The sequence below is a fragment of the Pseudomonas sp. MF7453 genome (assembly GCF_016405455.1).
GTDB classification, from domain to species: Bacteria; Pseudomonadota; Gammaproteobacteria; order Pseudomonadales; family Pseudomonadaceae; genus Aquipseudomonas; species Aquipseudomonas paralactis.
Map to the genome: position 1 here is coordinate 182,401 of NZ_JAEKCN010000001.1, position 14,967 is coordinate 197,367.

Consider the following 14,967-nt stretch of genomic DNA (forward strand, 5'->3'; position numbering starts at 1 on the left):
ATAGCGGTGGGTCAGCGACAGATTGGGCACAGATAAACCGCCATCGCAGGCAAGCCAGCTCCCACATTCAAGACTGTGACGTATCCGAACTCAGTGACTTGCCCCTAGAATGCCTGCTCCACTTCCTCTGGCATCTGGGGCACTCATGCACATCTCTTCCGGCCGCTGGGTCTACGGTTTTTTCCTGACCCTGCTGACCGCGTTTCTGTGGGGCATTCTGCCGATCAAGCTCAAGCAAGTGTTGCAGGTGATGGACCCGATCACCGTGACCTGGTTTCGCCTGATGGTAGCGGGCACGTGCCTGTTCGTTTACCTGGCAGCCACCAAGCGTCTGCCCAGCCGCAAAGTGCTTGGCCCCAAAGGCGGATGGCTGGTGGGCATGGCGGTGTGCGGCCTGGTCGGCAACTACGTGCTGTATCTGGTTGGGCTGAAAATGCTCAGCCCGGGCACCGCGCAGTTGGTGGTGCAGATGGGCCCGATCTTTCTGATGGTCGCCAGTGTGTTTGTGTTCAAGGAACGCTTCAGCCTGGGGCAGGGGGTGGGGCTGGTGGTGCTGATCGCAGGCTTTGGCTTGTTCTTCAACCAACGCCTGGTGGAGTTGCTGACGTCCCTGGGCACCTACACCGCCGGTGTGCTGACGATCCTGCTCGCCACCACCATCTGGGTGTTCTATGCGCTGGGGCAGAAGCAGTTGCTGACGGTGTGGAATTCGTTGCAGGTGATGATGGTGATCTACCTGTCGTGCGCGGTGTTGCTCACGCCCTGGGCGCACCCGCTGGAGGCGTTGCAGTTGAGCCCGCTGCAAGGCTGGCTGCTGCTGGCGTGCTGCATGAATACACTGGTGGCCTACGGCGCATTTGCCGAAGCCCTGGCGCATTGGGAAGCCTCGCGGGTCAGTGCGACCCTGGCGTTGACGCCGTTGGTGACCTTTGTGGCGGTTGCCTTGGCGGCGTGGCTGTGGCCCGAGTATGTGCAGGCCGAAGAGATCAATGCCTTGGGCTACTTCGGCGCGTTTGTGGTGGTGCTGGGTTCGGCAACCGTCGCACTGGCGCCGTCGCTGCTCGCCGGGCTCAGGGCCCGGCGGCTGCGGATGTCGGTTTAAGCGCCGAGCATGTTTTGTGGGCGCACCCACTGATCAAACTCGGCATCGGTCAGGTAGCCCAGCTCCAGCGCGGCCTCGCGCAGTGTCAGCCCTTCGGCGTAAGCCTTCTTGGCGATTTCGGCTGACTTGTCGTAGCCGATATGCGGGTTGAGCGCGGTGACCAGCATCAGCCCGCGCTCCAGGTGCTCGGCCATCTGCTTGGCGTCTGGCTCAAGACCGGCGATGCAATGCTCCTGGAAGTTGTTGCAGCCATCGGCCAACAGGCGGATCGATTCCAGCAGGTTGTGGATGATCACCGGTTTGTACACGTTCAACTGCAAGTGCCCCTGGCTGGCGGCCATGCCGATGGTCACGTCGTTGCCCAGTACCTGGCAGGCCAGCATCGACAGCGCTTCGCACTGGGTGGGGTTGACCTTGCCGGGCATGATCGAACTGCCCGGCTCGTTGGCCGGCAACTTCACTTCGGCCAGCCCGGTGCGCGGGCCGGAACCCAGCAGGCGCAGGTCGTTGGCGATTTTCATCAGCGCCACAGCCAGGGTTTTCAGCGCTCCGTGCAGGGTTACCAGCGGTTCATGGCCGGAGAGGGCGGCGAATTTGTTCGGCGCGGTCACAAAGGGCAAGCCCGACAACGCCGCCAGTTCGGAGGCAATCGCCTCGCCGAAGCCATGGGGCGCATTGAGCCCGGTGCCCACTGCGGTGCCGCCCTGGGCCAGCTCGCACACGGCGGGCAAGGCGCTGCGGATCGCACGCTCGGCATAGTCGAGCTGAGCGATAAACGCCGAGACTTCCTGGCCGAAGGTGATCGGCGTGGCGTCCATCATGTGGGTGCGGCCGGTCTTGACCAGTTTCATGTGCCGCGCGGCCAGTTCCGCCAGGCCACCGGACAGTGCCGCGATAGCCGGCAGCAGTTGCTGGTTCACCGCTTGCACCGCAGCGATGCTCATGGCGGTTGGGAAGCAGTCGTTGGAGCTTTGGGAGCGGTTCACATGGTCGTTGGGATGCACGGGGCTTTTGCCGCCCCGGTTGTTGCCGGCCAGTTCGTTGGCGCGGCCGGCGATCACTTCGTTGGCGTTCATGTTGCTCTGGGTGCCACTGCCGGTCTGCCAGACTACCAGCGGGAACTGGTCGTCATGCTGGCCGTCGAGGATTTCGTCGGCAGCCTGCTCGATCAGCCGGGCGATATCGGCGGGCAGGTCGCCGTTGCGGTCGTTGACCCGGGCGGCGGCCTTTTTGATCAGGGCCAGGGCGTGCAATACCGCCAGCGGCATACGCTGCTCCCCAATCGCAAAATTGACCAGCGAGCGCTGGGTTTGCGCGCCCCAATAGGCGTCATCAGGGACCTGTACTTCTCCCAGGCTGTCGGTTTCGATACGGCTCATCGGGCACCCTCCTTATCCAGTCGTGATTGGTCAGTTTAGGCCCTGGCGGCCGCTTGGGGTTCCCTAAACCTGTATTTGTACTCTCGCGCCGCGCAAAACCCGGGCCTGCGACAGGGTGGGGTTGAGCCGTGAGGTTTTTTAGGCGCAGAATGGGCGCCCTTGGGGTCTTACCTCGCCTGCTAGAAAAGGAAACTCGATGACTCGTCTTCGTGCCATCTGTACCGCGGTTGCTCTGGTTTGCGCCAGCGGCCAGGTTTTTGCCGATACCGCCAGCCACAACGCCAGTGCCGAAGCCTTCCTTACCCTGGCCCATGCCGACAAGCTGGGGACCCCGGTGTACATGCAAGTGCAGCAGATGTTCGCCCAGCGTTTCGAACAGACCAAGGCGCCTGCCGCCAAGCAGTCCGTACTGGACAGCTACCAGGCCAAGGCCAACGCCGCTCTGGACCAGGCCATCGGCTGGCCGAAGCTCAAGCCCGACATGGTCAAGCTCTACACCACCAACTTCAGCGAGTCCGAGCTCAAGGACCTGGTAGCGTTCTACCAGTCGCCACTGGGCAAGAAAGTCCTGGAAAAAATGCCGCAGCTGACCCAGCAATCGGCCCAGATGACCCAGGCCAAACTGGAAAGCGCCGTACCGGTGGTGAACAAGCTGTTGGAAGACATGACCAACGAGCTGGCACCAAAAGCCGCCGCCCCGGCCAAGAAGAAGTAAGCAGCAATGATCATGCAACAGCGTATCGAAACGGCGCTCGCCGCCCTGGGCCCGCAACACTTGAGTGTGCTGGATGAAAGCCACATGCACAGCCGTGGGTTGCAGACCCACTTCAAGGCCGTGCTGGTCAGCCCGCAGTTCGAGGGGCTCAACCGCGTCAAGCGCCACCAGAAGGTCTACGCCACCCTGGGTGACCTGATGAGCGAGTTCCATGCGCTGGCGCTGCATACCTATACGCCCGAAGAATGGGCGACAATCGACGCAGCCCCGGCCTCGCCGACCTGCGCCGGCGGACATTGACGGGGTAACCCTGATAGAATCCGCAACGCGCCGCTTAGCCGGCGCGTTTTTTTTGCATCCGGTTCACCCCTTACGAGGGTAGCCACCTGGAGAGAACACCCATGACCCACCCGATTGTCGTGGCGGCACTGTACAAGTTCGTCACCCTCGAAGATTACGTCGCCCTGCGTGAGCCCCTGTTGCAGGCGATGGTCGACAACGGCATCAAAGGCACCTTGCTGATCGCCGAAGAAGGCATCAACGGCACCGTTTCCGGCAGCCGCGAAGGTATCGATGGCCTGATGGCCTGGCTGAAAAAAGATCCGCGTATGGTCGACATCGACCACAAGGAATCCTACTGCGACGACCAGCCGTTCTATCGCACCAAGGTCAAACTCAAAAAAGAGATCGTAACCCTGGGCGTCGAAGGCGTTGATCCAAACAAAAAGGTCGGCACCTACGTCGACCCGCAAGACTGGAATGCCCTGATCAGCGACCCTGAAGTACTGCTGATCGACACCCGTAACGATTATGAGGTGTCTATTGGTACATTTGAGGGCGCAATCGACCCGAAAACCACCAGTTTTCGCGAATTTCCCGACTATATCAAAGCCAACTTCGACCCGGCCAAGCACAAGAAGGTCGCCATGTTCTGCACCGGCGGCATACGCTGCGAGAAGGCGTCGAGCTACATGCTCAGCGAAGGCTTTGATGAGGTGTATCACCTCAAGGGCGGCATCCTGAAGTACCTTGAAGAGGTGCCCCAGGAAGAAACCAAATGGCAGGGCGACTGCTTTGTGTTCGACAATCGCGTGACCGTGCGCCACGACTTGAGCGAAGGCGACTACGATCAATGTCATGCCTGCCGCACACCGGTAAGCGTAGAAGATCGCGCCTCCGAGCATTATGTGGCCGGCATCAGTTGCCCCCATTGCTGGGATAAGCTGCCGGAGAAGACCCGTCGCAGCGCGATCGATCGCCAGAAGCAGATCGAGCTGGCCAAGGCCCGTAACATGCCGCACCCGATTGGCTTCAACTATAAGCAAACTCCTTCCGAGGCCTGAGCCATGTCTGCGCGCCTGCTCTATGTAATGGACCCAATGTGTTCCTGGTGCTGGGGCTTTGCCCCGGTCGCGCAGGCGCTGGTAGAGCAGGCCCAGGCGGCCGGTGTGGACGTGCACCTGGTGGTGGGCGGCTTGCGCACCGGCAGCGGTGCAGCCTTGGAGCCGACCACCCGGCGTTACATCCTTGAACACTGGCAGGCGGTCACCGAGGCCACCGGCCAGACGTTCAAGCGTGACGGCGCATTGCCCGACGGCTTCGTCTATGACACCGAGCCTGCTTGCCGCGCCATCGTCACCGCACGCAGCCTGGCGCCGGATTGCGCCTGGACGCTGCTGGGGCTGATCCAGCGCGCGTTCTATGTCGAGGGACGGGACGTGACCCTCGCCCACGTGTTGGTGGAGCTGGCCGAGCAGGCCGGTATTCCGCGTATCGAGTTTGCAGGCGAGTTCGATCGTGCCGAGCAGCATGCCGCCACGGCAGCGGATTTCACCTGGGTGCAGGATCTGGGGATCGCCGGTTTCCCGACGTTGCTCGCAGAACGCAATGGCCAGTTGGCCTTGCTGACCAATGGTTATCAGCCGCTGTCCGAGCTGTCGCCGTTATTGGGTCGATGGCTGGAGCGAGCTGCCTGTGTATGAGCAACCTCAACGCACTGACCGCCTGACCTGGGCAGAGATTCGCCGCCTGGCGCTGCGTCACAAGAAATCCTTGTGGATCGCCAATGGTGTGGCCGTGCTGGCGACGTTGTGCAGTGTGCCTATCCCCTTGCTGTTGCCATTGCTGGTGGACGAAGTGCTGCTGGGCCACGGCGATGCCGCGCTCAAGGTGATGAACCACGCGTTGCCCCTGGGTTGGCAGAAAGCCGCCGGTTACATCGGCCTGATGCTCCTGGTGACCCTGGCCCTGCGCTGTGGTGCGCTGGTGTTCAACGTGGTGCAGGCGCGCCTGTTTGCGCGCCTGGCCAAGGACATCGTCTATCGCATTCGCGTGCGCCTGATCGAACGCCTCAAGCGCATCTCCCTGGGGGAGTACGAAAGCCTGGGCAGCGGCACGGTCACGACTCATCTGGTGACCGACCTGGACACCCTGGACAAATTCGTCGGCGAAACCCTCAGCCGTTTCCTGGTGGCCATGCTTACCCTGGTCGGCACCTCAGCGATCCTGGTATGGATGCATTGGCAGCTGGCGCTGTTGATCCTGTTGTTCAACCCGTTGGTGATCTACGCCACGGTGCAATTGGGCAAGCGCGTCAAACACCTGAAAAAGCTGGAAAACGACAGCACGTCGCGCTTTACCCAGGCGTTGACCGAAACCCTCGATGCCATTCAGGAAGTGCGCGCCGGCAATCGCCAGGGTTTCTTCCTTGGTCGCCTGGGCCAGCGTGCCCAGGAAGTGCGTGACTACGCGATTCATTCCCAATGGAAAACCGACGCTTCCAGCCGCGCCAGTGGTTTGCTGTTCCAGTTTGGTATCGATATTTTCCGCGCTGCAGCCATGCTGACGGTGCTGTTCTCTGACCTGTCCATCGGCCAGATGCTCGCCGTATTCAGCTACCTGTGGTTCATGATCGGCCCGGTTGAACAACTGCTGAACCTGCAATACGCCTACTACGCAGCGGGCGGCGCGCTCACGCGGATCAATGAGCTGTTGGCACGTGCTGATGAGCCGCAATATGCCGGTGGTGCAGACCCATTTGTCGGGCATGACACTGTCGGTATCGAGGTGCGTGGCCTGAACTTTGGCTACGGCGAGGACCTGGTGCTCGACCAATTGAACCTGGCAATCGCGCCGGGGGAGAAGGTGGCGATTGTGGGTGCCAGCGGCGGCGGTAAAAGTACCCTCGTGCAGTTGCTGCTGGGGCTCTACACACCACAGGCCGGCAGCATTCGTTTTGGGGGGGCCACCCAGCAGGAGATCGGCCTGGAAACCATTCGTGAAAACGTCGCCGTGGTGCTGCAACACCCGGCGCTGTTTAACGACACTGTGCGCGCCAACTTGACTATGGGTCGTACCCGCTCCGATCAAGCTTGCTGGCAGGCGCTGGAAATCGCCCAACTGGATGCTACCGTCAGAGCACTGCCTATGGGTCTGGACAGTGTGGTGGGGCGCTCTGGTGTGCGCTTCTCCGGCGGCCAACGGCAACGCCTGGCCATCGCCCGCATGGTACTCGCCGAGCCAAAAGTGGTGATTCTGGACGAAGCCACCTCGGCGCTGGACGCAGCGACCGAGTACAACCTGCACCAGGCATTGGCGCGGTTTCTCAGCGGGCGTACTACACTGATCATCGCCCACCGACTGTCTGCGGTGAAACAGGCTGACCGAGTACTGGTGTTCGATGGCGGGCATATCGCCGAAGATGGTGATCATCAGCAATTGATCGCCGATGGCGGGCTCTACGCCAAACTTTACGGACACCTGCAACAAGTGCGTTGATTTAGCTTAGGCTGTGCTATCGGGAGCGGATTTTCGCGTGCGTATCAAGCTGTGCATGTGTAAGGGACTTCATGAAGCAAAAGCGGACTCTCGGAACGCCACGGCTGTTGGGTATCGTCTGGCCCTTTATTGCCGTTGTCTTGTTCCAGGCATTGTTGGGCTGTGGCAGTCTCTACGTGCTTTCTGCAGTGCGTGGTTATGTGGCAGGCGAAAGCTTATGGTCCAAGGGCCAGAAGGATGCCATCTATTACCTGACGCTTTATGCCGATAGCCGCGACGACGCCACCTATCTCAAATACCAGAACGCCATTGCCGTGCCTCAAGGCGGCCATGAGCTGCGCATCGCCCTGGACAGAGCTGCGCCAAACCTGCCTGCCGCCCGCCTGGGTATCCTCAAGGGGGGCAACCACCCGGACGACGTCCCCAGCCTGATTTGGCTGTACCTCAACTTCCGTCATTTCAGCTACCTGGAAAAGGCCATTGAGCTATGGACGGTGGGCGATGACTACCTTGAGCAACTGGACGAACTGGCCCAGCAGATGCACAGCGCCATCAGCACCGATCAGGTCACCGATCAGGATGTGCTTGCCTGGAAAGCGCGCATTATCGCCATCAATGAGGGCGTAACGCCGGCCGCCAAGGCGTTCAGCGATGCGCTGGGCGAAGGTTCGCGGATGATCCTGCGCCTGTTGTTGATCACCAACCTGGCCACCGCCCTGGGGCTGATCGTCCTGGCGCTGTTGCGTACCCACAAGTTGCTGGCCCAGCGCCACGCCTTCGCTGACGCGCTGCAAGCGGAGAAGGAGCGGGCGCAGATCACGTTGGAGTCGATTGGCGACGGGGTGATCACCACCGGCGTCGACGGCGCCATTGCCTATATGAACCCCGCGGCCGAAGCGCTGACCCACTGGAAGTCGGAACAGGCCCAGGGCTTGCCGTTGGCGGCATTGTTCAAGCTGCTGGATGAAAACGCCGAGCCTGACGGCTTCACCTTGATTGAACACATCATCAAGGGCCAACTCAGTGGCGGCAGCGAGCATTCCAAGCTGATCCAGCGCCTGGACGGCAGCACTGTCTCCGTCACGCTGGTGGGCGCGCCGATCCGCAGTGCCGGCAAGATCAGCGGGGCGGTACTGGTGCTGCACGACATGACCCAGGAGCGCCAGTACATCGCCAATCTTTCTTGGCAGGCGACCCATGATGCCTTGACTGGCCTGGCCAACCGCCGCGAGTTCGAGTTCCGTCTTGAGCAGGTGCTGCAACAGGTGGCACGCCAGCAAAATGGGCGACATGCGTTGATGTTCCTTGATCTTGACCAGTTCAAGCTGGTCAACGACACCTGCGGCCATGCGGCAGGCGACGAACTCCTGCGCCACATCTGCGCGCTGTTGCAATCTGACTTGCGCGAGGGCGATACGTTGGCACGCCTGGGCGGCGACGAGTTCGGCATTCTGCTGGAGAACTGCCCGGCGCCGGTGGCGGAAAAGATCGCCGAGAGCTTGCGCCATACCGTGCAAAGCCTGCACTTTGTGTGGAAAGGCCGACCGTTCATGACAACAGTCAGCATCGGTCTGGTGCATATCTCGCAAACCCCAACCACCCTGGAAACCTCCCTGCGGGCTGCCGACATGGCCTGCTACATGGCCAAGGAAAAAGGGCGCAACCGCATACAGGTCTATCACGCCGATGATTCCGAGTTGTCGCTGCGCTTTGGCGAAATGGCCTGGGTGCAGCGCCTGCACATTGCCCTTGAAGAGGACCGCTTTTGCCTCTACGCCCAGGAAATCTCGCCGTTGGGCCACACCGAAGCCGGCAATGGGCACATCGAAATTCTTCTACGCCTGCATGACGAAGCCGGGCGCATCATTTTGCCCGACAGTTTTATTCCGGCAGCCGAACGATACGGTTTGATGACGTCGCTGGATCGTTGGGTGGTTGAAAACGTATTCAAGATCATTGCTCGATGCATGACTGAGCGTCCGGGCCGTCCTATGGCCATATGTGCGATTAATCTGTCAGGAATAACGATCGGCGATGACGATTTCTTGGGTTTTTTACGTGAGAAATTCGGTACTTACAGCATTCCACCGGAAATGATTTGTTTTGAAATAACTGAAACCAGCGCTATAGCCAATTTGGGTAGCGCCATTCGATTTATTAATGAACTCAAAGCGTTAGGTTGCCAATTTTCACTCGACGACTTTTGCGCCGGAATGTCCTCATTCGCATATTTGAAACATTTACCTGTAGACTTCCTGAAGATCGATGGAAGTTTCGTAAAGGATATGCTGGACGACCCGATTAACCGCGCCATGGTCGAAGTGATCAACCACATCGGCCACGTCATGGGTAAGCGCACAATTGCCGAATTTGTTGAAACACCCCAGATCGAACAAGCGTTGCTTGAGATCGGTGTGGATTACGCTCAGGGCTACCTGATTGAACGCCCGCAATTGTTTACCTTTGATAGCCTGCAGTGTCGACCTGTGCGGCCTCAGCCCCTGGTATTCAAGGCGCCCGGCACATTCCGCTGAAACGTTTGCTGGTCTGTAAAATCACACTTAAAAAGGAGCCCTACAGTGATCGACACATTCAACAGAACCGGGCCGCTTATGGAAGCCTCGAGTTACCCAGCCTGGGCGCAGCAATTGATCCAGGCCTGTAGCGAGAGCAAGCGTCGGGTTGTCGAGCACGAACTGTATCAGCGTATGCGCGACAACGCCCTCAGCGCCAAGACCATGCGCCACTACCTGATTGGTGGTTGGCCGGTGGTGGAGCAGTTTGCGTTGTACATGGCGCAAAACCTGACCAAGACCAAGTTTGCTCGTCACCCGGGCGAGGATATGGCGCGGCGTTGGCTGATGCGCAATATTCGCGTGGAACTCAACCATGCCGATTATTGGGTGAATTGGGCGCGTGCCCATGGTGTCAGCCTTGAAGAGCTGCAAGCCCAGGACGTGCCGCCGGAATTGCATGCACTGAGCCATTGGTGCTGGCACACCAGCTCGGCGGATTCGTTGATTGTCGCGATTGCCGCCACCAACTATGCGATCGAGGGGGCAACGGGGGAGTGGTCCGCGGTGGTCTGTTCTACCGGCGTGTATGCCGATGCCTTCCCCGAGGAAGATCGCAAGCGGGCGATGAAGTGGCTGAAGATGCACGCCCAGTACGACGACGCTCACCCGTGGGAAGCCCTGGAAATCATCTGCACCCTGGCCGGCAACAACCCGAGCAAGGCCCTGCAGGAAGAGTTGCGCCAGGCGGTGTGCAAAAGCTACGACTATATGTACCTGTTCCTGGAAAGCTGCATGCGCCTGGAGAACATAGAGAGAGACAAAGAGAAGGCGCCAGCCGTTCGCGAGCGCCCGGTGCGCATTGCCAGCGAGGCGTGATGTAACTGTTCTGACGGTAACTTGTGGCGAGGGAGCAAGCTCCCTCGCCACAGTGCAACCCTATTGCGGCTTACCCCGCCATCGCCAGGCGGTTACGGCCTTCGCGCTTGGCCACGTACAGCGCATTATCGGCCCGGCGCAACAGGCTTTCAGCCGACTCGGCCGCCAACAGCGTCGAGCAACCCAGGCTCACCGTCAATTCGATCCGCGTGCCTTCCACCCAATAGTCCTGGCTCTGTGCCGCCTGGCGCAAGCGCTCACCGACCATCTTCGCCGCATCGCGCCCGGTGTTGGACAGCAGGATCAGAAACTCTTCCCCGCCAAACCGAAAGACCATGTCGACGTTACGCAGCTGGCGTTTGATCGCCCCTGCCACGGTGCGCAGCACGCTATCGCCGGCGGCGTGACCATGGGTGTCATTGATTCTCTTGAAGTGGTCGATGTCCAGCATCAGTACGGACAAAGGGTGCAGATGCCGCCTGGCCATGTCGATTTCCCGTTGCAACGTCTGATCCATGGCCACGCGGTTGCCGGTTTCGGTCAGCGAATCGCGCAGGGCGCTGCGGGTGGCAGCGCGGTAGAGCAGGGCGTTGCGCATTGGATACAGCAACGTCACCAACAGCGATTCGAGCTGGCTCAGTTCCTCATCGATCAACCGTTGGTTGCGGCGAAACACCAGCTCTCCAAGGTGCTCGCCTTCGTGGCTCAAGGTGTAGCTCACCGAATGGTGGCCACGATGCCCGAACTCAAGGCGCAGGTCGCTGGCGACATGGCGGTACTGCAACGCATCCAGCGGCACCAGGCGTTGTACTTCGCGAAAGAACAGGCCGAGGATGCGCTCCGGCTCCAGGCTGGTTTGCAGCTGCTGGTTCAGTTGCTGGCAAAGCTCGGTCAGGGTTGCGGGGCGACGTGGGCGCAGGGAAGGCTGGCCAAATCCCAGGCGCTGCAATTTGGCACTGTCGAAGTCAATTGCGTTGGTCTGGGTGGGTGTTTTCATAAGTGGGTGGCCTCTAAGCACTTGGCTGTCTTACAGGCGGGATGAGGGCGGCAAGTGCCAGGCGTCTTACTGTTCCTTCAATTCCGTAAAACATGGAGAACAGTTTAAACCGCTTTGCATTGGGTTATAACCCCGAGACACGTGCCGCACGTCTTGTCATCACTTAACCTGTTTGGAAAGTGCGAGAGCGAGATTCGTGCCAATGTCGTTTTATTTTAGAAAGTTCTTATAAATCAAAAGATTGTATTTAAACCAAAAAACGTCTTTTAAATAATGGCGCCAGTTATTTGGCTGGTTTGGGCCGGCGTTGCCGTCGACCCGTTCAACTTTACTATCGCTGTGGCTTGAGTTGTTTGTCGCGAACAAACAACGCCTCCATTAAAGCGCACATAAATTACACTACGGCCATCACGGCTGGACCAGCGTCGTGCGGTCGATCTGTGCGATGGAGGTGACGCCGGTCAGCGTCATGGCCACGCGCATTTCCTTGGCGAAAATATCCAGCACGTTCTCAACCCCGTGTTGGCCTTCGGCGGCCAGCGCATAGGTGGTCGCACGTCCCAGCAGGCACGCCTTGGCCCCCAGGGCGAGCATACGCACGACGTCGAGCCCGGATCGAATGCCGGAGTCCACCAGCACGGTCAGGTCATCGCCCACCGCATCGGCAATCGGCGGCAACGCCTTGGCGGTGGACAGCACGCCGTCGAGCTGGCGGCCGCCATGGTTGGACACCACGATACCGTCGGCGCCAAAACTCACCGCGTCCTTGGCATCCTGCGGGTCGAGGATGCCCTTGATGATCATCGGGCCTTTCCAGAACTCGCGGATCCACTCCAGGTCTTTCCAACTGATCGACGGGTCGAAGTTGTTGGCCAGCCAGCCAATGTAGTCCTCCAGGTGGGTGGGTTTGCCCAGGTATTTGGAGATATTGCCCAGGTCGTGGGGGCGACCCATTAAGCCCACATCGAAAGCCCATTGCGGTTTGGTCACCGCTTGCAATATGCGCCGCTGCGCCGCGTACGGCCCGGACATGCCCGAGTGCGCATCGCGGTAGCGGGCGCCGGGTGTGGGCATATCCACCGTAAACACCAGCGTGGTCACGCCGGCCGCCTGCGCCCGCTCCAGCGCATTGCGCATGAAACCGCGATCCTTGAGTACGTACAGCTGGAACCAGATCGACTGCGGGCTTTGCGAGGCCACTTCCTCGATTGAACACACCGACACCGTCGACAGGCAGAAGGGGATGTTTTTGTTGGCCGCCGCCTTGGCCGCTTGCACTTCACCGCGTCGCGCATACATGCCGGTCAGGCCCACCGGGCTGAGGATGACCGGCATCGCCAGCTCCGTGCCGAACAGGTGGGTGCTCAGGCTCAGCTTGTCGACATTGCGCAAAACACGCTGGCGCAGGCTGATCTCGGCCAGGTCCGAACTGTTGGCGCGCAACGTGTGCTCGGCGTACGCGCCGCCGTCGATATAGTCGAACAGAAAGCGCGGCAACTTGCGCTTGGCCGCAGCGCGGTAGTCGGAAGCGGACGAGATGATCATCGACGGTGTCTCCACAGGGCAAAGTGCTACACCATAAGCAAAGTTGTGACATGATAAAAACAACTTTTATCACTGATCTCCAGTCGCAAAAGGAATGCTGATGAACCTGCGAACATTGCGTGCGTTTGTCGAAGTGGTGCGCCAGGGCGGGTTTTCCCAGGCAGCCGAGGTGGTGGCGTTGACCCAGTCCACCGTCAGCAAGGCGGTCAAGACCCTGGAGGACGAGTTGGGCACACCGCTGCTCAATCGTCTTGGCCAAAGGAACGAACTCACCGCCGCCGGCGAAATTGCCTACCGCCGAGCCTTGGTGATGCTCGCCGAACGCAATGACCTGATGGCTGAAATCAACGACCTGCGCGGTCTCACCCGTGGCGTGCTACGCATCGGCCTGCCGCCGGTGGGGTGCGGTGTGCTGTTTGCGGCCATGTTTGCCACTTACCGCAGCCGTTACCCAGGCATCGACATCGAACTGACCGAGTACGGCAGTAAAAGGCTGCGCGAATGCCTGGAGGCCGGGGAGGTCGATCTGGCCGCACTGCTGCTGCCGGTGGACGAAGGCTTTGACTACCAGCCAGTACGCAACGAACCTCTGATCGCAGTGCTGCCCATCAGCCACCCACTGGCCCGCCGCAAGCGCATCGACTTCACCGACCTGGCGGACTCGCCGTTCATCCTGTTCGAAGCGGGTTTTGCCCTCAACGCCAAGATTCTCAGTGCGTGCGAACGCAAAGGCGTAACCCCCAAAGTCACTGCTCGCAGCGGGCAGATCGACTTTATCGTCGACCTGGTCACCGCCGGCCTGGGCGTCGCCTTCCTGCCGCGAATGCTGGCGCACAAGCACCAACACCCCGGCATCGCCTTGATCCCCCTGGACGAGCCCCACACCGATTGGCACATCGCCCTGGCCTGGCGCGCGAGCGCCCACCTGCCACCGGCAGCGCGGGCCTGGTTGGATCTGGCCAGGGAACCGTCGTATTCAAGCGAGCAGGGGGGCGTTTTGCGGAAAATTTCTGATGGCGCTTGACTTCTTCTTTTTAATCAGTAACATACGGCGCATTCCGCGATAGCTCAGTTGGTAGAGCAAATGACTGTTAATCATTGGGTCCCTGGTTCGAGTCCAGGTCGTGGAGCCAGATAGAGAAAAGCCTGCAGAGATGCAGGCTTTTTTTTGCTTGGAATTTGACCCAGCAATCCAAACGCTTAGCGCGCTTAGCATGACGCCATCTCGATGGACGCTTTCGCCTCCAGAATTTAATACCGGCGTTCGCTCAAGATTTCGACCTGATCCTTGTCGACACCCAGAGCGCACGCTCCATTGTCCTTGAAGTGGCGTTGCTAGGCGCTCAGATGGCTATTTTTCCTATCACTCCCGATATGCTGACTGCGAGGGAGTTTCAGCGCGGAATGCTCCAGCTTTATAGAGATGTGGAGCCTCTGGCAGCGCTGGGCGCTACAGTTATCCTACAGTTCAAAGCGAACAAGGATTAACCAGGTTTACGATGGAGGTCATTGTCATCCCCGCTCTCCCTCGCCCCGTGTCCCTTACATAATCCTTTTCAGTGCCCACCAAGGTTCGCTTTCCTGGTTGGAGCAGGGTTTCCACAATGAGCTTTTTCTTCGCGATATCCGGTTTAAAACTCGGCTCTACTGGCCAAATCTGCACGGCATAGTCTTGGGCGAACAAAAACAGATTGGGAGCGGTATCTACCGGTGTTTGCAGGTGCGCGCACATGATGTCGCTGGCTTGTACTTCAACCATTGTTTTGTAGTGGGGCTTGTCGTAACTGGCCAATATCAATTTTGTCCGAGTCTGAACCCCCAGCGCTTCCTGAGGGTGGCAAGGCGTCACTTCGCCATAGGCGTAGGCGCACCAATTCACCTGGGTCATTGTGACGATTTCCTCAGGTTTTAAAGACAGATCTTTCTGGATGTTCAACTGGTCTTGCGGTTTTTCGTAGGGGATTGTCGTGCAGCCAGTGAGCAATGCGAGTGCGAGCAGAGTGATGAACTTGAAGTACATGGCTTTCATTTCCTATGAATTACATCGACCTGATAGAAAC

Annotated in this window: 13 protein-coding genes and 1 tRNA gene; 10 read left to right on the plus strand and 4 right to left on the minus strand. The window is 59.5% G+C overall.

Going from position 1 to position 14,967, the window contains the following annotated elements; translation table 11 throughout:
* The first annotated feature begins 145 nt into the window (after positions 1-145).
* Entirely contained in the window at positions 146-1,102 is a 957-nt protein-coding gene (locus tag JFT63_RS00775; RefSeq protein ID WP_186558515.1) for a DMT family transporter, read from the plus strand.
* Here JFT63_RS00775 and JFT63_RS00780 read toward each other — a convergent pair.
* Positions 1,099-2,481, minus strand: a complete 1,383-nt coding sequence (locus JFT63_RS00780) for a class II fumarate hydratase (RefSeq protein ID WP_198843194.1) — start codon at positions 2,479-2,481, stop codon at positions 1,099-1,101. The genes JFT63_RS00775 and JFT63_RS00780 overlap by 4 nt on opposite strands.
* 196 nt (positions 2,482-2,677) lie before the next feature.
* Here JFT63_RS00780 and JFT63_RS00785 point away from each other — a divergent pair, with 196 nt between their 5' ends.
* From JFT63_RS00785 to JFT63_RS00815, 7 genes are all read left to right on the plus strand, one after another.
* Entirely contained in the window at positions 2,678-3,196 is a 519-nt protein-coding gene (locus JFT63_RS00785; RefSeq protein ID WP_003175221.1) for a DUF2059 domain-containing protein, read from the plus strand.
* 6 nt (positions 3,197-3,202) lie between these two features.
* Positions 3,203-3,496, plus strand: a complete 294-nt coding sequence (locus JFT63_RS00790; protein ID WP_057700823.1) for a BolA family protein — start codon at positions 3,203-3,205, stop codon at positions 3,494-3,496.
* A 101-nt stretch (positions 3,497-3,597) separates the two neighbouring features.
* Positions 3,598-4,539, plus strand: a complete 942-nt coding sequence (gene trhO / locus JFT63_RS00795; protein ID WP_057700822.1) for an oxygen-dependent tRNA uridine(34) hydroxylase TrhO — start codon at positions 3,598-3,600, stop codon at positions 4,537-4,539.
* Positions 4,540-4,575: 36 nt separating this feature from the next.
* The gene (locus tag JFT63_RS00800; RefSeq protein ID WP_186558540.1) at positions 4,576-5,178 is read left to right on the plus strand and encodes a DsbA family protein; all 603 of its coding nucleotides are present in this window, start codon (positions 4,576-4,578) and stop codon (positions 5,176-5,178) included.
* Positions 5,171-6,973 carry an ABC transporter ATP-binding protein gene (locus tag JFT63_RS00805; RefSeq protein ID WP_198843195.1) on the plus strand — a complete coding sequence of 601 codons (1,803 nt, stop codon included), beginning with the start codon at positions 5,171-5,173 and terminating at the stop codon, positions 6,971-6,973. The genes JFT63_RS00800 and JFT63_RS00805 overlap by 8 nt, the downstream gene beginning before the upstream one ends.
* Positions 6,974-7,044: 71 nt before the next feature.
* Positions 7,045-9,507 (plus strand): EAL domain-containing protein, encoded by a 2,463-nt coding sequence (locus JFT63_RS00810; RefSeq protein ID WP_186558518.1) that lies wholly within the window; start codon positions 7,045-7,047, stop codon positions 9,505-9,507.
* 78 nt (positions 9,508-9,585) lie between these two features.
* On the plus strand, positions 9,586-10,365 hold the full coding sequence (locus tag JFT63_RS00815; protein ID WP_189663526.1) for a TenA family transcriptional regulator: 780 nt from the start codon (positions 9,586-9,588) through the stop codon (positions 10,363-10,365).
* 70 nt (positions 10,366-10,435) lie between these two features.
* On the opposite strand, the gene JFT63_RS00820 is transcribed toward JFT63_RS00815, so the two are convergent.
* Both JFT63_RS00820 and lldD read right to left on the minus strand, forming a co-directional pair.
* Positions 10,436-11,362, minus strand: coding sequence for a GGDEF domain-containing protein (locus JFT63_RS00820; RefSeq protein WP_198843196.1), 927 nt, complete (start codon positions 11,360-11,362; stop codon positions 10,436-10,438).
* Between the two features lie 408 nt (positions 11,363-11,770).
* Entirely contained in the window at positions 11,771-12,907 is a 1,137-nt protein-coding gene (gene lldD, locus JFT63_RS00825; protein ID WP_198843197.1) for an FMN-dependent L-lactate dehydrogenase LldD, read from the minus strand.
* Between the two features lie 100 nt (positions 12,908-13,007).
* Here lldD and JFT63_RS00830 point away from each other — a divergent pair, with 100 nt between their 5' ends.
* Both JFT63_RS00830 and JFT63_RS00835 read left to right on the plus strand, forming a co-directional pair.
* Positions 13,008-13,931: a LysR family transcriptional regulator gene (locus JFT63_RS00830; protein WP_198843198.1), complete on the plus strand. Its 924-nt coding sequence runs from the start codon at positions 13,008-13,010 to the stop codon at positions 13,929-13,931.
* 33 nt (positions 13,932-13,964) lie between these two features.
* Positions 13,965-14,040 (plus strand) — tRNA-Asn (locus tag JFT63_RS00835).
* 335 nt (positions 14,041-14,375) lie between these two features.
* Here the strand turns inward: JFT63_RS00835 and JFT63_RS00840 are convergent.
* Positions 14,376-14,927: a hypothetical protein gene (locus JFT63_RS00840; RefSeq protein WP_057700814.1), complete on the minus strand. Its 552-nt coding sequence runs from the start codon at positions 14,925-14,927 to the stop codon at positions 14,376-14,378.
* Positions 14,928-14,967: the final 40 nt, after the last annotated feature.